The sequence below is a fragment of the Vagococcus acidifermentans genome (assembly GCF_003987655.1).
Taxonomy (GTDB): Bacteria; Bacillota; Bacilli; order Lactobacillales; family Vagococcaceae; genus Vagococcus_B; species Vagococcus_B acidifermentans.
Genome location: NZ_NGKC01000016.1, coordinates 45,832 through 63,364, shown reverse-complemented (window position 1 = coordinate 63,364; position 17,533 = coordinate 45,832). Strand labels below are relative to the sequence as shown.

At 36.6% G+C, this 17,533-nt stretch carries 19 protein-coding genes and 1 pseudogene; 10 read left to right on the top strand and 10 right to left on the bottom strand.

Translation table 11 applies throughout. The annotated features are described in order from the left end of the window. Nucleotides 1–159 precede the first annotated feature (159 nt). The 10 genes from CBF27_RS12090 to CBF27_RS12045 all read left to right on the top strand — a co-directional run bounded on the left by CBF27_RS12090 (nt 160) and on the right by CBF27_RS12045 (nt 9,731). Nucleotides 160–2,622: a SpaA isopeptide-forming pilin-related protein gene (locus tag CBF27_RS12090; RefSeq protein WP_245986079.1), complete on the top strand. Its 2,463-nt coding sequence runs from the start codon at nt 160–162 to the stop codon at nt 2,620–2,622. A gap of 24 nt (nt 2,623–2,646) precedes the next feature. Beyond that, nucleotides 2,647–3,027 carry a hypothetical protein gene (locus tag CBF27_RS12085; protein WP_126814666.1) on the top strand — a complete coding sequence of 127 codons (381 nt, stop codon included), beginning with the start codon at nt 2,647–2,649 and terminating at the stop codon, nt 3,025–3,027. A gap of 2 nt (nt 3,028–3,029) precedes the next feature. Beyond that, the gene (locus CBF27_RS12080; protein ID WP_126814664.1) at nt 3,030–3,350 is read left to right on the top strand and encodes a YdcP family protein; all 321 of its coding nucleotides are present in this window, start codon (nt 3,030–3,032) and stop codon (nt 3,348–3,350) included. Between the two features lie 22 nt (nt 3,351–3,372). Beyond that, nucleotides 3,373–3,738 carry a YdcP family protein gene (locus tag CBF27_RS12075; protein WP_126814662.1) on the top strand — a complete coding sequence of 122 codons (366 nt, stop codon included), beginning with the start codon at nt 3,373–3,375 and terminating at the stop codon, nt 3,736–3,738. A 195-nt stretch (nt 3,739–3,933) separates the two neighbouring features. After that, nucleotides 3,934–4,686 (top strand): alpha/beta fold hydrolase, encoded by a 753-nt coding sequence (locus CBF27_RS12070; protein WP_126814660.1) that lies wholly within the window; start codon nt 3,934–3,936, stop codon nt 4,684–4,686. Nucleotides 4,687–4,745: 59 nt separating this feature from the next. After that, nucleotides 4,746–6,260, top strand: coding sequence for a WD40/YVTN/BNR-like repeat-containing protein (locus tag CBF27_RS12065; protein ID WP_126814658.1), 1,515 nt, complete (start codon nt 4,746–4,748; stop codon nt 6,258–6,260). 13 nt (nt 6,261–6,273) lie between these two features. Next, a complete protein-coding gene (locus CBF27_RS12060) occupies nt 6,274–7,614 on the top strand; it encodes an FtsK/SpoIIIE domain-containing protein (RefSeq protein WP_211334664.1) in 1,341 nt (446 codons plus the stop codon). Nucleotides 7,615–7,725: 111 nt separating this feature from the next. Continuing rightward, nucleotides 7,726–8,040: a hypothetical protein gene (locus CBF27_RS12055; protein ID WP_126814655.1), complete on the top strand. Its 315-nt coding sequence runs from the start codon at nt 7,726–7,728 to the stop codon at nt 8,038–8,040. 27 nt (nt 8,041–8,067) lie between these two features. Further along, a complete protein-coding gene (locus CBF27_RS12050; protein ID WP_126814653.1) occupies nt 8,068–8,394 on the top strand; it encodes a MazG nucleotide pyrophosphohydrolase domain-containing protein in 327 nt (108 codons plus the stop codon). Nucleotides 8,395–8,556: 162 nt separating this feature from the next. Then, nucleotides 8,557–9,731 (top strand): IS3 family transposase gene (locus CBF27_RS12045; protein ID WP_126814651.1). Its coding sequence is split into 2 segments (ribosomal slippage): nt 8,557–8,836 and nt 8,836–9,731, totalling 1,176 coding nucleotides; the frame shifts between segments, so codons are not numbered across the junction. Here the strand turns inward: CBF27_RS12045 and CBF27_RS14050 are convergent. The 10 genes and pseudogenes from CBF27_RS14050 to CBF27_RS12000 form a co-directional block, all read right to left on the bottom strand. Then, a complete protein-coding gene (locus CBF27_RS14050) occupies nt 9,728–10,180 on the bottom strand; it encodes a hypothetical protein (protein ID WP_148112303.1) in 453 nt (150 codons plus the stop codon). The genes CBF27_RS12045 and CBF27_RS14050 overlap by 4 nt on opposite strands. Further along, a complete protein-coding gene (locus tag CBF27_RS12040) occupies nt 10,170–10,856 on the bottom strand; it encodes a dihydrofolate reductase family protein (protein ID WP_126814649.1) in 687 nt (228 codons plus the stop codon). The genes CBF27_RS14050 and CBF27_RS12040 overlap by 11 nt, the downstream gene beginning before the upstream one ends. A gap of 77 nt (nt 10,857–10,933) precedes the next feature. Then, nucleotides 10,934–11,161, bottom strand: a pseudogene (locus CBF27_RS12035) (YdcP family protein); the annotation flags it as partial. Between the two features lie 191 nt (nt 11,162–11,352). Then, nucleotides 11,353–11,766, bottom strand: coding sequence for a DUF3788 domain-containing protein (locus CBF27_RS12030; protein WP_126814645.1), 414 nt, complete (start codon nt 11,764–11,766; stop codon nt 11,353–11,355). A 69-nt stretch (nt 11,767–11,835) separates the two neighbouring features. Next, nucleotides 11,836–12,210 carry a YdcP family protein gene (locus CBF27_RS12025; protein WP_126814643.1) on the bottom strand — a complete coding sequence of 125 codons (375 nt, stop codon included), beginning with the start codon at nt 12,208–12,210 and terminating at the stop codon, nt 11,836–11,838. 18 nt (nt 12,211–12,228) lie between these two features. Continuing rightward, nucleotides 12,229–12,543, bottom strand: coding sequence for a YdcP family protein (locus CBF27_RS12020; protein WP_126814642.1), 315 nt, complete (start codon nt 12,541–12,543; stop codon nt 12,229–12,231). 109 nt (nt 12,544–12,652) lie between these two features. Beyond that, nucleotides 12,653–15,220, bottom strand: coding sequence for a SpaA isopeptide-forming pilin-related protein (locus CBF27_RS12015; RefSeq protein WP_126814640.1), 2,568 nt, complete (start codon nt 15,218–15,220; stop codon nt 12,653–12,655). A 141-nt stretch (nt 15,221–15,361) separates the two neighbouring features. Further along, nucleotides 15,362–15,865, bottom strand: coding sequence for an AAA family ATPase (locus CBF27_RS12010; RefSeq protein ID WP_126814639.1), 504 nt, complete (start codon nt 15,863–15,865; stop codon nt 15,362–15,364). Between the two features lie 20 nt (nt 15,866–15,885). Continuing rightward, nucleotides 15,886–16,254: an ASCH domain-containing protein gene (locus CBF27_RS12005; protein ID WP_126814637.1), complete on the bottom strand. Its 369-nt coding sequence runs from the start codon at nt 16,252–16,254 to the stop codon at nt 15,886–15,888. A 28-nt stretch (nt 16,255–16,282) separates the two neighbouring features. Next, a complete protein-coding gene (locus CBF27_RS12000) occupies nt 16,283–17,353 on the bottom strand; it encodes a hypothetical protein (RefSeq protein ID WP_126814635.1) in 1,071 nt (356 codons plus the stop codon). Between the last annotated feature and the right edge of the window lie 180 nt (nt 17,354–17,533).

Here is a 17,533-nt window from a genome sequence, read left to right as displayed (position 1 = left end):
CCTTGGGCAGAGGAAGTTCAACAACTTTGCCGGGCAACATATACTTTTGATAAACAGTAAATAGTCTGACTCTAGTATAAAGGTCAGGCTATTTGGTTTGTAGGTACTGTTTTATCAGGCGCTTACAGTGGAGTTCACTGGACGGATGATGGGGTCTACATGAAAAAAGCAGAAGGCAGTACTGCTTTTTGTATTGAACATGGGGTCAATTTGAATGGCGGATCAGTTTTTACGCCGTCAGAATTAACCATCAAAGAAAAAGACCGATTATCGCTGATTGCTTATTATGGGTATCAATTGGCTCCGAATGCAGTTAATTATGGTATCACCCAGAATATTATCTGGGAAGAAATGGGGGATAAGCTGTTAACGACTAATCTGCCAAACTATGCCACAAGAAAAAGTGAGATTTTAGCTAAAGTTGCAAAACATAATGCTAAGCCGAGTTTTCATGATCAAACGGTGGAGTTAAATGTGGGAGATACTCTAACATTAACTGACACTGCGAATGTTCTATCAAATTACGGGCAGCTGATCAGCAACTCGGCTAATTTGAAATTAGAAAAAAACGGGAATTCATTAAAATTGACTGCTACAAAAGAATCCAAAGAAAAGGGAGAAGTCCGCTACGGTATTGCAGCGGGAGAACATGTCGGTCAAAGCTTTGTTTACTATAAGGCAGGCGAACAAAAGGTTGCGACGTTTAAATTAGCCAATGCTGGAGAGATGTTGCTGAACATCAGAGTGAATCTAAATGGCGATGTGAAGATTAAGAAGGTAGATGAAGATACTGGCAAGCCTGTGCCTAATACCAAAATGAAAGTCGAGTATGACGGACAGACCAAAGAAATCACGACCGATGAGCATGGCTATGCAACTATTTCAGACTTGAAGGCTGGCACTAAAGTGATTATCACCGAAGTCACAGCAAGCAACGGCTATGTTAACAAGGGTGAACGTAAAGAAATTATAGTGGAACCTAACAAAACCATTGAAGTGATTTTTGATAACAAAGCCCAACAAGGTATCCTGCAATTAAAGAAAACGGGTCAAAAAGCGACGTCTGTCAAAACTGAGAATACATCATACGGAGTGAAACACGATATCCAATTTGATTATCAACCGTTAGCGAATGTCGTATTTGATATTCAAACAGTGGAGGATATCAAAGTGGGGGATCATATTCATGCTAAAAAGGGAGAGACAGTGGCGACTGTCAAAACCGACGAGTCGGGAGAATTGATGGAGATGCCCCGTTTATATCTAGGGAAATATGAAGCAATTGAAAAAGAAACACCAGCCGGTTTTATACCAACCAGAGAACCGATTCCGTTTGAATTTACTTACGAAGGTCAAGAAGTAGAGCTGGTGTCTCAATCAGTTGAAGTCACCAATGACTTTCAACAATTAAAAATTAATGTTTATAAAAATGAAGAACGGATCAGTGAGTGGCAAGATAATCAGCCAATAATTGAAACTATCCCAGGTGAAGGGCAGATATTCGGCTTATTCACGAATCAAGAATTTAAACTCTCACAAAAAAATACGGTACCTAAAGATGCCTTACTTGAATTTGGAACGATTCAGGAAGGCTCTTTATTTTTCCCGGAAATGCAGTTACCGGAAGGACACTATTATGTTAAAGAGCTGGCAGCCAGTGATAGTCATCAGATAGACGAGATACATTATGAATTTGAGTTTGCTGCTAGTAATCATGAACCAGAGGTCGTGATCGATATATACGGGAACGAGGATGCTCAAGAAGGCAATAAAGAACCGGCGCCGATTCTGAATAAACTTCACTTTAATGATTTTGCTATAAAGAAAATCAATGAGAAGGCAGAGTTGGTAGAGAAACAGGGATATGAATTTGAGTGGGATAGTAATGGTAAAGGAGCTGTTTTCACGCTGGAAACCGCTGATGGTGAAGTGATACAGACCGTTACTGTGGTTGAAGATTCAATTGCTGAATTTAAGCAGATACCAGTAGGCATATTTTATTTGAAAGAAAAGAAACCATCCTCAACAGACTACATTCTTTCATCAGAAAAATATCAGATTGTATCTACGTTAGAAGGTATCGAAGCTTTTGACGAACAAGGAAAATTGATTGGCACAACTATTGAGGGAGAATCAACTAAAGATGAAGACTTTGATAAAACAGAAGTGAAAGAGCCAGAAGAAACTGAGCCTTTGATTCTATTTGAAGTAAAAAATCATTTGATTAAAGGGACGGCGGAACTAACCAAAACAGATGTATCCACAGGTGAACCATTGCCGAATACAGGGATTCGGATTATGGATGCTTCAGAAAAAATTGTCGTTGAAGGCCAAACAGATGAAAAAGGTATTTTTCGTTTTGAGAAATTACCAGCTGGAAAGTACTACTTCCAAGAATTTTCTGCTCCAGCAGGTTATGAGTTGGATGAAACGCTGATGCCGTTTGAAATATCGAAAGAGGGTGAAGTAGTGAAGTGTCAGATGACCAATAAAAAGATACTGAATAAGAAGGAAGTGCTGCCGCAAACAGGTGAAAAGAACTCGGCTCTTTTATGGGTGGGTATTCTCATGGTCAGTGTTGCAACAGGTGTTGGGTATTACGTTAAGAAGAAAAAGAAATAATGATTAGCAACAAAAGTTAAGAAGGTGAAAGAAATATTAAAAGAATTTCAACTGAAGATCTCTGACCATGTGTTGCTTGTTAATGAATTAAGGCGGTGGTTAAAACCGATTCTATCGATAGAGTCTCATTTGAATCATTTACTACGGGAGGCGATTCTTCGACATCAGGAAATCAGAGTCATCACTAATCGTGTTTGTGGAGAAAATCAGCCGTTGTTAGCAAACGATGATCAGTTACTGGTATTCTTTTCTCCAGATGTGACATTGGCTGGAAAGTATAAATTGCAACGATTTGTTGTGACGGAGATTGAGCAAAAAATTCGCTCACCTACGATTACAGTCGCTAGTTATCACTATCAGATCATGCAAAAGAAGTATATTCATTTAAAGAAGAGCGAGGATTGAAAATGGAATTAAAACATGTTATTCCAGATGTGGAAAAAACATTTGGACGATTGGAATTTGCAGGAGAAGGAAAAATTACTACGCAGAGGATCAATGGTCAGACAGAAATTATTTCTCGCGGCTATAAAGTCTACTCAGATATTCAGCGGGCAGATGATTTAGAAATCATTTTGCCGGCACATGTAGGGGAGAAAAATATTCCTTATATGGCGCCAGTCAAATTAATCCATCCGAAGATTACAGCAGAAGGCTATAAAATCGGCAACCGGGGATTTGTTAATTATGTGTGTCATGCGGACGATTTGATTTTAGCAAATAAATAATAATAGAAAGGACAGAAAGAATATGAGATTAGCAGAAGGTATTGTGGTAGATGAGAAGGAAACATTTGGGACATTGCTGTTTTCAGAAATGCGGCGAGAGTCTTTTACGACGGATGAACAGGGGAATGTGACGACACAAATCAAGGGCAGGACCTATGATTTGAAATCAAGCGCCCAGCAGCGGATGATTCAGGTGACATTGCCGGCAGAGGTTCAGCCCAAAGCTTTTAACTATAATGATAAAGTGAAACTGGTCAATCCAGTCGTAGATACTGTGGCCAATGCGACGTTTAGAGGTGCGGATGTCAGCTGGTATATTAAGGCGGATGATATTTTATTAGTAACCGAAAATAAACAGGGAATCGGCAAAGAAAAGCAAGTGTCGTAAGGAAGTAATGCAAAAACTTGTTTCATGTACAAAAAATGACGGCTTATTTTAGCTGAGGTATTAAGGTATAATGGGAACTAGAAATATGTTCAAGGAGGTTTTGCTCATGTGGATTCAAAACGGATTCTAAAAAGCAAGGTGTACTTAAATGAGTGATCGTGCCTTGCTAATATAATAAAATTAGGAGGCAAAAAAATGTCATTTTTTAACTATCAATCTTACAAGATTTTCTATGAAGAAATAGGAAAAGGAGAACCTTTAGTTCTTCTACATGGAAATACAGCTTCTTCCAAAATGTTCGAAATGATTTTACCTTTGTATCAGGAGAATTTTAAAGTCATTTTAATTGATTTTCTTGGTAACGGAAAATCAGATAGAGTGGAGAAATTTCCGCCAGATCTATGGTTTTGGCAGGCTCAACAGATCATCGTATTTTTGGAACAACAGAACTATGGTCCAGTTAATTTAGTCGGCACAAGTGGTGGAGCATACGTGGCAATCAATACTGCTTTAGAGCGCCCAGATCTTGTGAGGAAAGTGGTTGCTGATAGTTTTGATGGGAGAACATTAGCGGATGATTTTGCAGAAAATCTTTTGCGGGAAAGAGAATTTGCTAAGAAGGATGCGATGGCAAGCCAGTTTTATAAGTGGTGCCAAGGAGATGATTGGGAAACAGTGGTGGATATGGATACACAAGCCTTAGTGGAATGTGCTGAAAAGAAACTAGATCTTTTTCCGAAATCATTGGAATCGCTAGAAAAACCTATTCTAATTTTAGGTAGCTTGGAAGATGAGATGTGTCGTAATAATATCCGACAAGAATATGAAGAGATGAATCAGCTGGTATCGAATGGGAAAATTCATCTGTTTCAAACAGGCGGTCATCCGGCTATTCTCACAAGAGCAGAAGAATCTGCCAAAGTCATAACTGATTTCTTGGAAAATTAATATGATGAATGATGTTGGCATAAAATTGTTGACTGTATTTAAAGAAGGAGTAAAAAGAGATGAATGAAAGTCAAGAGATTACAAGATTGAACAGACTCAAGAATGGCTTATTTTTGGTGGTTTTGGTTGTCTACTTCTTTTTGATGTATCAGTTATCTGCGTTGTGTCAGTATGGTAACTTATCTCACTATCTAATCAAATTAGTTATCTCTGGAACGATCTGTATAGTGACTTCTGTTTATTATGTTTTCTTGAAAAAGAAACTTTTGAAAAAAACAGCTAAAAAAATGTCAACGCGCTCTTTTTCATTGTTCAAGATTATCGCTTTTCTTTCAATTACACTCTTTTTTGGTGGAAAGATTGCCTATTCTGCTATACCTTATAATGGCGCTTTATCGTGGAAAGTAGATGATTTTTTCCGAAAAAAGGAAATTGAAATAATGCATCTTAATCTGTTTACGGATGGAGTGAAGGGTGTCTTAGAAGATTTAGAAACAAAGATAGAGTTGCCTGAAAAGTTATACATTGAAGATGAATTTGCTCTTCAATTTGATAAAAAAGGTCAAATAAAAAGAATAGATGCGCTTTTGTATGGGAGTAACAGTAAGGGAGAACTCAAAAGTTACCTGATTAGCTATGATGAGATTAAAGATAAGGAGCATATAGTTGTTTATCTAGGCGATGGAACGGGTCTGGATTATGATGATGATAAAATTTTTGAACCAATGTTGGAGATTTTAGAAAGAGTTAATCTTCGAAATAATGTCTCTGAATGGTCTGAAAAAATGGGAACGGAACTATTTGCGATTTCCTATGCTGGTAGAAGAAGTTTTGACTCCCCGCAAAATTTAGTTTTAGTTTCAAAAGAGAAAACAGTTGAGGATTCGTTGCCAATAAATCAGTTATTTGGCGGAGGAATGATTAAGGGCTATGAAGTTTCTTTATATGTTCCAAATCAAGATGAAATAAATCCTATTAGATTTATCACAGAACCTGAATACGTACCTCAAGAAGTTGTGGAGAAACAGAACAAAACTGAACAAGCAGAGATAGCTAAAGAAGCTTCAGGATGGGTAGAAGATCATGGAACCGGATCGGTTAGTTTTTTCTTAGAAGATAATGATAATTTTGGCTGGCAGCTTGAAGTAGTAAATGCAGCTTTAGGGACGAGATATTATCAATTAAATAGTACCAATGACGGGGGAGCCACTTGGGCACTGAAAAATGAAGATCCTTTTTCTGGTGAGGGAGGAGTTGCTCATGGTGTTGAATTTTTCGATGAGACCTATGGTTATATCGGTATTTCTGGTGCTTCTGGAAGCCGCTCTAAAATATTTGTGACAAAAGATGGAGGAGCTACTTTTTCAGAAGTCTTACTGCCCATGGAGACAGTCGAGACTCTGCCCAAAGAGGCTGAAGAATACGGGCTCTCGCTAGAGGACTATCAATATCTTTCCATGCCTTATTATCAAGATCAGATTCTAACTATAAAAGTTACACCTAGTTCAGAGGATGATAAAGGTATTTTATTTGAAACTCATGACAAAGGAGAAAGTTGGCAGTTAAAAAAATAAGGGGATGATTTTAATCAGTAAAAATGGCAAACGAATCAGACCAAGTGACAAACACCTTATCTATCAATCAGCCTTTGTATCACTGAGCATTTTATTTTTAATCACTTTTTCTCTCTTACATTCTCCCGCTATCGTTTCTACTGATTGGCAGCAACTTAATTTATCAAATTTAACCGAATATTTTAAAACAAACTATTTTAAGAGCAGTGTTATCATTGCTCTTTTTGTGTGTCTTTTTTTGGTATTGATTTATCTTCGCTACGGGAAGAGTCATTTTAGATCACTTAATCATCGACAAAAATTAGCCAGGATGATGCTGGAAAACCGTTGGTATGAGGCAGAGAATATCCAGTCAGACAGTTTTTTTAAAGATTGGTCATCTGGAAAATCAAAAGAAAAAATTACTTATTTTCCTAGAATATATTATCAACGCAAGCAAGGGTTGATTGTTATTACAGTAGAAATCACTTTAGGAAAATATCAGGAGTCGCTGCTCCATCTGGAAAAAAAGCTGGAATCTGGTTTGTTTTGCGAATTGGTTGATAAGGAGTTGAGAGATTCCTATGTGGTATATACGTTATTGTATGACACAATTGGCAACCGCATTTCAGTTGATGAGGTGAAAGCTGAAAACGGCAAGTTAAAATTAATGAAAAATGTCTATTGGGAGTATGACAAACTTCCTCATATGTTGTTGGTAGGTGGGACTGGCGGAGGCAAAAGCTACTTTTTATTAACACTAATCGAAGCATTGTTAAAGACCAATGCAGAGTTGTCTATCCTTGATCCTAAAAATTCTGACTTGGCTGACTTAGGAATAGTTTTACCAAGAGTTTACTACAAAAAGGAAGAAATGCTGGCATGTCTGAACGATTTTTATGATCAGATGATAAGGCGGACAGAGGAAATGAAATTAATGCCAGATTATCAAACAGGAGAAAACTATGCTTATCTAGGATTAACAGCCCATTTTTTAATTTTTGATGAGTATGTTGCCTTTATGGACATGATTGGTCGAGAGTCTGCTGAGGTGATGAGTAAGCTGAAACAAATCGTCATGTTGGGAAGACAAATGGGCTTTTTCTTAATCTTGGCGTGTCAAAGGCCTGATGCGAAGTATTTAGGTGATGACATTCGTGATCAATTCAACTTCCGAGTCGCTCTTGGCAGAATGAGTGAGCTAGGCTATGGTATGATGTTTGGTGAGACGAATAAAGATTTTTTCTTGAAGCCAATCAAAGGACGGGGTTATGTAGATGTCGGCACAAGCGTGATTAGTGAGTTTTATACGCCACTTGTGCCAAAGGAATATGATTTTCTAGATCGAATAAGTCAATTAATAAAGAGTGAATAGCTCTCTATTACAAAATTTCCAATATTATTATCACGTGAATTTAGAAAAATGGTATGATAAAAATATCATGATACAAAAATTATTTTAAAGTATTAATGGAAGGAGATATTTGTGAAGACAAAGATTGTTACAATTTGTGGGAGTATGAAGTTTGCTAAAGAGATGATAAAAATATCTTTTGATTTAGAATTAAAAAAAAGATATGCAGTCCTTCAATGCGTTTATAGTATAGATAGGGATGATACTGAATTCGAACAAATTGACTTGGATATTCTAGATAAAATTCATAAAAAGAAAATCGACATAAGTGATGCTATTTATGTTGTCAATATTGATGGTTATATTGGAAATAGCACAAGAAGTGAAATTGAATATGCATTGAAAGCAGGGAAAGAAGTAATTTATCACGAGCCAGTAAATGAATGATTTAATAACATTATAAGGGAGATAGATATGCTAACATTTACAATTCGTCAATTGCAATCTTATACAAGAACGAAATACAATAAAAAAGAATTTACTAATTCATTATTCATGAAATTGGTTGAAGAAGTTGGTGAAGTTGCAGAAGCAATCAATAAAAATGATGGAAGAAAAAAAGATGATGGCTTAAGTTCTTTAGCTGATGAACTTGCAGATGTTATTCATTATGCTGTAGCAATAGCCACTATAAATGATATTGACCTGGAACAAATAATATTAGCAAAAGATCAAGTCGCAAGTAAAAAATATAATCAATCTCCTAATTTATTTGAATACTTAGCCAATAGCAATGATTAACATTACTCATCGTGTCATTTAATCGATACAACCAACTATTTTTAGAGATTAATCTTTAAGTCATTTTTAGTCTGAAATAGAGAAATTCTGGACAGGCTACACTGGACTAGACAATAAAAATAAGGTGTGTAAATTATAATAAAACACACTGGAGGAATCATCATGTCAGAACGTAGACCTAGACGGACATTTACCAAGGAATTTAAACAGCAAATGGTGGACCTGTATCGGTCAGGAAAGCCACGATCGGAAATCATTCGAGAGTATGATTTGACCGGCTCTTCGTTTGATCGTTGGGTCAGACAAGCCGATACTAGCGGGTCATTCAGCGAAAAAGACAACCGCTCACCCAAAGAGGAAGAACTAATCAAACTAAGAAAAGAAAATCTGAAACTGCAAATGGAAAATGATATTTTAAAGCAAGCGGCGCTGATATTCGGACGAAAAGACAAGTAATCTCTCAAAACAAGCACAAGTACGCCATATCAGCCATGTGTCGAGCGCTGGGCATTTCCCGGCAAACCTATTACTACAAAGCTAAGCCAGTGCATCCTGAAAGTGACTTGGAGGAAGCCGTTGAAACAAGTTTTCAGCAAAGTCGTTATAATTACGGTGCACGAAAAATCAAAGCAGACCTGGCCCAACAAGGCATCTGCGTGAGTCGCCGGAAAGTCCGCCGTATCATGAGTCAACGACAACTAGTTTCCAATTATACGAAAGCACAGTTTAAGCCGCATAAATCGCCTGTCAATGACACAACTTTGCCAAATCTGTTGAAACGAGAGTTTAAATCCGATCTTCCTTTGGAAAAAATCGTGACGGATCTGACGTATGTCCGAGTGGGACAAGCATGGTATTATGTCTGTTTTGTGACGGATTTGTTCAACCGTGAAATCATTGGCAGCAGCTATGGTCCGCGTAAAGATGCCGAACTTGTCAAATGTGCACTGCAGTCTATTCAAGGCTCTTTGGCAAGGGTGTCCATCTTTCATACAGACCGTGGCAAGGAATTCGATAACGCACTAATCTCGGAGGTGCTGGAAACGTTTGGTATTGCCCACTCTCTTAGTCAAAAAGGCTGTCCGTATGATAATGCGGTAGCAGAATCAACATACAAATCATTCAAGATGGCATTTGTGTATCCCAATCAGTTTGAAACGCCTGAAAGTTTAAAGTTAGGGTTATTTGATTATGTCAATTGGTGGAATCACTGGCGGCTGCATGGGGCACTTGGCTATCAAACACCTGTCAGTATACGAACGCAGAGATTGGCGAAGCTGTCCCTTGATAGTGAGCCCGTCTGTGATACCGTTACGGAAACGATCCTGACTTTTTAAAGCTGGGAAGCTGATCGTGAAAGCTCACAGACGGGGAGGCTCGCTGTCAAGGGCAATCGGATAACATGATAAAAGGAATGACACCTTATAAATTTTGTCAAAAAAGGGGTTGCCATACCAAGTAAGCAAACAAAAAAGACAGTGAGAACACTACCTAAAAAGTATGGTGTATGAAATTGTGAGAGAATTTCCTCAACTGTAATGGTCTTCCAATCTGTCCTCATAAGGAAGTGAAGGTGGAAGAGAGCCATCACCAGAAGTACAGCAACCCCAAAAACTCCTAAACTAATGTGGTAGAGCAGGTTGGTGTCACTTGGCTTGATTCGTTTTCCTTTGTGTTTGAAAATAGCAATTTCTCCTTTCTTGGTAAAAAAACTAAGCAGTAGCTTGTTTGCTTGCTTAGTTTTGGAAAGTACATTGATTAGACATAAATTATTCTCATCTTTCATTTAACACTTTATAATGAAGACGGATATAGGAGTTTTCTAATTCACTTACTGAATTAAGAGCTAATGGCTTTATATCATTGAGTTGTTGCTGGGATGTAATTGATTCTCCATCAATTAATGAAGAAGTGTCTTTTCCACCAACAAGAATAGGTGCAACTACAATATCAACGTAGTCAATTAAATCTTCACGTAATAGTAGTGCATTTAAAGTTCCTCCAGTTTGAATTGTTAGTCTTTCACATTTGAATTCTTCTTTTAATATGGAAAGTGCCTCAGTAAGATTTAATTTTTCTTGTAAAATAATGTTTAGATTATTTTCTTCCACAGTAAAAGCAGGGTGGTTTTTATTTTTTGTGATTAAAACAAAATTTTTAGATAGCTTTGAAAAGTATTGAATACCATGTTTTGTTAAATGATAATTGTCAATCAAAACAAAACTAACAACTCCTTTCTCAGGAAATGGTGCCGAATTAACTCCAAGCTTTGCTTGAACTCTCCCCGAACATAACGACCATAAATCTGTCGTTTTTTCTATGTCATAATACTGCTGTAATCCTTCTTTTACTCCCTCAATAGTAGGGAAGTCTTTATCGAAATCAAGTTCATCACTTGACCCCGAAGTGATTTTTCCATCAACAGAAGTCAATAGAAAAAGAGTAGTAATCGGTTTAGACATGCTAGAGTGCCTCCTGTTCAATCTATCTATGAACTTCATTTTACTTGTATAATTTCAAATTACAATAAAAAATCAAATTAATTTTTTGACTGAAACTTATCCATGTTCTGTAACTTCTTCAAAACAATATCATCTGCCTTGATATACCAATCCACATCAGCACCTCGGAAAGTTGCTGTTGCGACTGTATCAGCTACTGGATTTACCAGCTCCACTTCTGCATTGTAGTCAAACTGCTTGTCTCCAGCTTTTGCAGGAATACTGACCTGAATCATCCGTCCCTGTCCTTTGGATTTAAGTTCAAAGGGAGTGAAGGTGGAAGAGAGCTATCACCAGAAGTCCAGTGAAACCAAAGATTGCAAAAACAGAATGGTAGAGTAGGTTAGCTTCCCATGGCTTGATTTGTATTCTTTTGCGTTTAGCAATAGCATTTTTTCTTTCCTTGACAAATAAAAACAAGCAGTTTTAGGCTACTTGTTTTGGTAAATGTAAAGTTTTATTTTCTGTTTGGTTTTCTTTTAATTTCCAATAGTTTCATAAAATCATCGAACATGGAAGAGTCCCTAGGTTCAAACATCAGCCATTTTCCATCATGATAAGTTTTGGTTTCATCATATATTTTTTGTATAATTTGAGAATAGCTATCTTTATCAGACTCAAACTTCGTTCGTTCATTTTTACCTAAAATGACCATAAAGCCGATGCAGTTTTCTTTTGCGTATAATGCACAAAGCGTTTTACCACCTCTACGATATTTATACTCATAAGTCCATGCCTTACCTCCGCTATTCCAAGTGCAGTTCATGTCATACTTTTGACTAATTCTAGCATTTAATTCTTGCCATACATCATAGAGTGACTGTCCAATCAAATCCGTCATGTCTTTTGAATCAGGATTTTTTTCCAACATAGCTAGACCTCCTTTATCGGATAGTTTACTATATTATAGCATGATGGTCATATATCACAAATTGTGACATTATTTCTTATCTTGATTTATTTTTTGGTTTTGCTGGGTGTTTCCTTGCAATCTCTTCAAAACAATATCATCTGCCTTAATATACCAGTCTACATCTGCACCACGGAAAGTTGCTGTTGCAACTGTATCGGCTACTGGATTGACCAGCTCAACTTCTGTATTGTAGTCAAACTGCTTGTCGCCAGCTTTTGCAGGAATACTAACTTGAATCATCCGACCTTGTCCTTTGGATTTAAGATCATAGGTACGCTCCTTAATTTCTTCGGTCACGACACCTTCTTCATTAACGACTTTTACCTCACGTCGCAAGGCGGAAAATTTTAATACACCAAATGTTTTTTCGTTCTCTAGAACGATGCCTTCTGCTAATCTCATGTGTTCACCTTATCCTTTCTATGCCCTCACCATGTCATCTGCGTGCATGATGTAATTTGTAAATCCTCGATTGCCTATTTTATAGCCTTCTGCTGTGATATGTGGATTGATAAGTTTGATTTTATCTTCCACCTCAAAGTGTTTTTCTCCAGCTTCTGCAGGTAAAATGACGACAATATCATCTGCTCGTTGAATGGTTGAGTAGAGATTGTAACTACGAGAAGTAATCGTCATCGTTCCGTTGATACGTCGCTGTTCGATAGTTCCTTCTCCAGCAAACTCTAGTTGTCCAAAAGTTTGTTTCATGTTTGGAATTACGTGTTTTAGTTCCATAAATTTTCCTCTTTTCTTTCTATTTTCGATAAAATATTTAGTTATTCATATCAGGAAGTAGGGGAGCGGATGGGAAACATTTTTCTTACCTCACTTTTTTATTCTTGGTCTAATTTTTTGCTGTTTTGCGTCGCTTTAATACTGATAGAATTGCGCCAAGTGAGACGATTGTTCCAGCGACATATAAATGTAAATAATTTTTCTCACCAGTCTGTGGCAACTTGCCATCAGTTGTGACTTTGCGATTGGTCATGTCTACTTTCACCGCTTCTCCATCCTCCTTGATTTCAAATTTTAAAGGTGTTTCATCAATCTGATAGTTTGCAGGGGCTTCAAACTCTTGGAAGTAGTAGACGCCTTTTGGTAATTGACGGAATTTAAACACGCCTTTTTCGTCAGTTTTTCCTTCGATAATGACGTTTTGTTCCTCATCAAGAATACGTACACCAGTATTCGGCAATGGCTCACCAGTGATGATATCCGTCTTGGTCAGCTCCACATTTCCTTTAATCAGATCATTTCTCAGTTCAAATAGAATGGTGTTTTCATCTGGCTGTTGTTCACCAAGCAAGGTATCATTTTGGTCAAATACTTGAACGCCATCTTTGGTTGATGCCACTCGGAACGTTTCATCTATCAGTACAAAATCCTCAGACGAAGTTTTCTTTTCTTTCAAGTAAAATGTGCCGACAGGGATAGAGTGGAAGACCGCCAGCGAGTTGTCATTGACAGTTACGGTCTGAATCACAGTGCCATCACTATCTTCTAAGGTAAAAATAGCGCCTTTGGATTCTATGTACTTGAAGGTATAGCCTTGTTTTTTATCCAAATGAGCTTGTTCATTAAGTTTTTTCAGTGACAATTGATTGAAATGGAGTTTGTTTAGTAGAGGAGTTTCTTCATTTTCAGAAATAATAATTTCTTTAGTCTTTAGATTGTCCTCAGCAGTGAATTCAAATTCATAATGCTTTTCAAGTAATTGGTGATCTGTGCCAGCATCCAATTCCTTGAAATAATAATGTCCTTCGGGATATTGCAATTGTTCTAGTAAAAGTGCGCCATCATTGACTGTGCCGATGTGCAATAACGAATCCTCTGGAAGCACGACATCATCTTCAAGTTGAAACTCTTCATTCGTAAATAGCCCAAACACTTTGTCATTAGCTGGTATTGTGTCGATAATGGGTTTGTCGCCACTCCATTCCTTGATAGTTTCTTCATCTTTCAAGAGAGATAATTTTAGTGACTGAAATTCATTGGTTGCTTGAATTGTTTCAGTGACAAGTTCGATTTCTTGTCCTGCATACGTAAATTCAAATGGAAGGGGCGTAGGGTCAATCAAAAAACCGTTGGGAGCAGAGGTTTCAATAGCTTGATATTTGCCTAAATAGAGATAGGGCATGTTGGTTAATTCACCAGCTTCATTGGTTGTGACAGTTGCAACGACGTCACCAGCTTTCGCATGGGTGGTTCCACCAACGACAATGTCTTCCACAGCTTCAATCTCATAAGTCACGTCAGCCAGTGGTCGATAGTCAAAAATGAAAGAGTGGAGGGCACCATACTCTGATTCCGCTTGTTCCACACCGACGACTTTGTTGCCAGTCTTCGTTAATTTCAACAAGCCTTGCTGGGCTTTATTGTCTAAACGGACGTCAATCGTATTATTTGGTTCAATTGTGACTGTTTTGATTTCTCCTTTATTGACAAAACCATTGGGAGCCGTCACTTCGGTAATCGTCACTTTTGTTCCTTGTGGAATATCCTTGATTTCCGCAATACCGTTTTTGTCAGTCGTGATATCTTTAGTCATTCCTGAATATTCAAAACGCAATGTCGTATCGGGCAATGGTTGACCAGTATCTTCATCGATCTTTTGGACTTTGACGCTTCCTAGTTTGATGATGTTGACTTTTAGGTTGGTTTGTTTAGAATTCTCTAAATGAAATTCCACCATGGCTTGTTCTTTTGGTTTCTTGTAGACAATGGATGTGCCGACTTCATTTTGAGGGACTTTCCGATAAGTGATACTGCCGTTTTTGGAATCAGCACTTGGCGTGATAATCAGTGTGTTGCCATCTTGTTTGATCGCACTGTTTGTAGAGTTGGATTCCAGTGTCATGTCGCTTAGTATGTTGTTAGTATCTTTTAACGTTAAAGAGTCCCCGACGTTGATAGTGACTACTTGATTGTGCCAAGAGGGGAGGGTGTCATGTTTTTTGACTAATGCCATGATTTCAGCTTTACGTTGTTGATAGTTTGGAATCGTGGAAGAACGATAGATGTCGCCGAGTTCTTCCCAGATCATGAGTTGAGTTACGGCATAGTCATAGTGGGTTTGTTTTGTCTTGGTATAGCCGTAGTAAGCAATTTTCGAGAGCAAGTCTTTTTTAGCATGGATAAAAGCTTCTGGTACATAGCCTTCACCATCATAGGCGGGAACACCAGATTCAACACAAAATACTTTCTTTCCATCTATTTTCAATACGTAAATATTCTGAGTTATTTCATAACCAAGGTGGACAGGGACGCCAGTGTAGTAATAACTCGTCGGTTCGTCCAAAACGAGCGTGCTGGCTTGCACAGGTGTGGTGGATGTAAAAAGGGTACTGATGAGTGTTGTCAAGACCATCAGTACCCCAAGAAATTTGTTGAAATATTTAGTTTTTGGTTTCATAATAGTTTCCTTTCGATTGTTTTTGGGTATAAAAAAAGACGCTTCTTTTCATAGAAACGTCTGGGGATAGAAGATATTTAATCGTTTGTCTTTTGTAAAAAATATAGAGTAGCCTTTAAAGAGAGAACTAGTATTCTTAGGCTATTTCTCCCAGTCACTTAGTTGTTCATTCCAACAAAAAATTTCGTAAGTCACATCCATCTTTTTCGAATATTCGACAACTTTTTTCTCTTCATTTTCTTGTGCTTTTTCAATAATGTCAATAGTGAGCCAAGTAGTACCATCTCTTTTTAATATTCGTTCATAGATGACAGTTGGCGGTGCTTTTAACATGATGAAATGTTCTATATTAAGACTTTTAAAAACAGAGGGATCAATGGTTTCAATTGATCTGTTTTTGTTGAACAAAGTGATATGTCCATCATACAACACATGTTTTTCTTTAACGAAATATTGAACTGCTTTTAAAAGTATATTTTGATTTCCATCAACATTTGTTGTTTTTTTATCTTTGAACTCTAAACCACTATAGTTTTTAATTAGTTGGCTGCAAGAATATTTAGCGTAAGAATTGAACTGTGCGTTATTTTTTATAAAGCTGGATTTTCCAACTCCGTGTATCCCGCAAATTAGTATGGCTTTCATTTAAGCATTCCCCTTTACATTTAAATATAGACAAAAGATTGTGGTGCGGACTTTATTCCTAAGCTCTGTAAGTCAATTGGCTCAGGATATTCAATGACATTCTTAAGTTTATATGCAACAGCGATATCTTTATTGTTAAAATATTCTATATATAAATCTTTATTGATTCCAGAAAACTTCTTGGTCTCACTCCAAATATTTTCTGGTTTATCTACTAATATATCTTCTACCTCAGCTTCTCCGATGACTTTGCATACAGGAGAAGTTGAATAAATAATAATTTTATCAGGTTTTCTTTTTGTTTTAACTTTTCTAAATTCGAATTTCTTTTCTCCATTCATTATTTTATCCACAAATTCTGGATGAATGGATAGTAAAATAGTACACATTTTTAACACACTCCTTTGCAAGTATGTTCTATTTTATAACAATTCCTTCTGAATATCTAGATTCTTTTAATATTGAATAGCCGATTTGATTTGGTATGATGGCCAAGCCTCTAGGAGCTTCAATATCGTGTTCTCTCAAGTAAGCCAGATTAATTGCTCTATAGTCTAATTTTCCGAAATAAGTAAATTCTAGGAATCTATATTTATTATTTGGATTTTTAATCTGAGAAATTTCGCTAGTTTCAAGCACACATTTTGTGAGTAACTTGTCAAGATCAGATAAAGATAATCCGCTCGCCATGCCGTAATTGGAAACTACACCTATTGAAGTGAGCACGGACTGATAATGTGCTGGGCTTGCATTGGAATGATCTTTTGTTCTATAGAAAAAAACGATGTCTCCATTGTTGGGTTTATGTTTCCATAGATTTTTGCCAAAATATACTTTTTTTAGAGTATTACCAGCTTTATTATTATCAATATAGTTTTTATTATCTTCTGTTTTTAAAATGGCATCAGGTAATAGTTTAGTGTGATATTCTGGTCTAATCGGTAACAAGAAAAAATTTTTTTCAATAGTATTAAGAATAGGATAGCCTTGATAAAAGTTATCTTCGAAATTTTGCAAATTTCTTACAAATACCAACTCTCCAGTACTTAAAAGTTTAGTAGTTTGTTTGAAGCCAAATCGTTCAAGATAAAGAATTAATTGATCATGATGAGAGAAAATAGTAACATATATTTCATTAAAATTATTTCTTATAGCATTCTCAAATATAACTTTAAAAAATCTTTCTCCCATATAATAACCATTTTCACTAATTTTGAATGTGCCTATTTTCAATCGTCTCATAGGTGGGAGGGGATGTTCCATATCATTGTAACACTCTGTTTCGTCCTCCTCCTTTAAGTACAAAAATCCTTGGATGTTTCCTTCGCTGTCATAATGAGTATATACTTCATTTTCCGCTTTTTTAAGAAACCACTGTTTAAATTTTGGATAATCATCTTTCAAACTATTAAAAAACTCATTTTCAATATTACAATCTTTAAATTTTTTCTTTCTAATCGATAGAATTTCATAATTTATAAGCTTCATAATCCCGCCTCCCTTTTATATAAGAGTATAACATTGTTTTAAGCCTTTTAAAGGATAACTTCTATTTATTATGGACAACCAAAAAAGCATTCATTACTGAATGCTTAGTACGAGTATTCTATCTCCCGATAACAAGCCCCATTTTAATAAAACTCACTTGCGTAGTATTAATTTTGTTTG

Coding starts and splice junctions, on each gene's coding strand:
- CBF27_RS12075 (WP_126814662.1), top strand. CDS start 3,373: ATGAGATTAGCAGAAGGTATTGTGGTAGATGAGAAGGAAACATTTGGG.
- CBF27_RS12090 (WP_245986079.1), top strand. CDS start 160: ATGAAAAAAGCAGAAGGCAGTACTGCTTTTTGTATTGAACATGGGGTC.
- CBF27_RS12065 (WP_126814658.1), top strand. CDS start 4,746: ATGAATGAAAGTCAAGAGATTACAAGATTGAACAGACTCAAGAATGGC.
- CBF27_RS12025 (WP_126814643.1), bottom strand. CDS start 12,210: ATGAGATTAGCAGAAGGCATCGTTCTAGAGAACGAAAAAACATTTGGT.
- CBF27_RS12030 (WP_126814645.1), bottom strand. CDS start 11,766: ATGTTGGAAAAAAATCCTGATTCAAAAGACATGACGGATTTGATTGGA.
- CBF27_RS12005 (WP_126814637.1), bottom strand. CDS start 16,254: ATGTGTACTATTTTACTATCCATTCATCCAGAATTTGTGGATAAAATA.
- CBF27_RS12010 (WP_126814639.1), bottom strand. CDS start 15,865: ATGAAAGCCATACTAATTTGCGGGATACACGGAGTTGGAAAATCCAGC.
- CBF27_RS12070 (WP_126814660.1), top strand. CDS start 3,934: ATGTCATTTTTTAACTATCAATCTTACAAGATTTTCTATGAAGAAATA.
- CBF27_RS12015 (WP_126814640.1), bottom strand. CDS start 15,220: ATGAAACCAAAAACTAAATATTTCAACAAATTTCTTGGGGTACTGATG.
- CBF27_RS12050 (WP_126814653.1), top strand. CDS start 8,068: ATGCTAACATTTACAATTCGTCAATTGCAATCTTATACAAGAACGAAA.
- CBF27_RS12040 (WP_126814649.1), bottom strand. CDS start 10,856: ATGTCTAAACCGATTACTACTCTTTTTCTATTGACTTCTGTTGATGGA.
- CBF27_RS12080 (WP_126814664.1), top strand. CDS start 3,030: ATGGAATTAAAACATGTTATTCCAGATGTGGAAAAAACATTTGGACGA.
- CBF27_RS12000 (WP_126814635.1), bottom strand. CDS start 17,353: ATGAAGCTTATAAATTATGAAATTCTATCGATTAGAAAGAAAAAATTT.
- CBF27_RS12020 (WP_126814642.1), bottom strand. CDS start 12,543: ATGGAACTAAAACACGTAATTCCAAACATGAAACAAACTTTTGGACAA.
- CBF27_RS14050 (WP_148112303.1), bottom strand. CDS start 10,180: ATGAAAGATGAGAATAATTTATGTCTAATCAATGTACTTTCCAAAACT.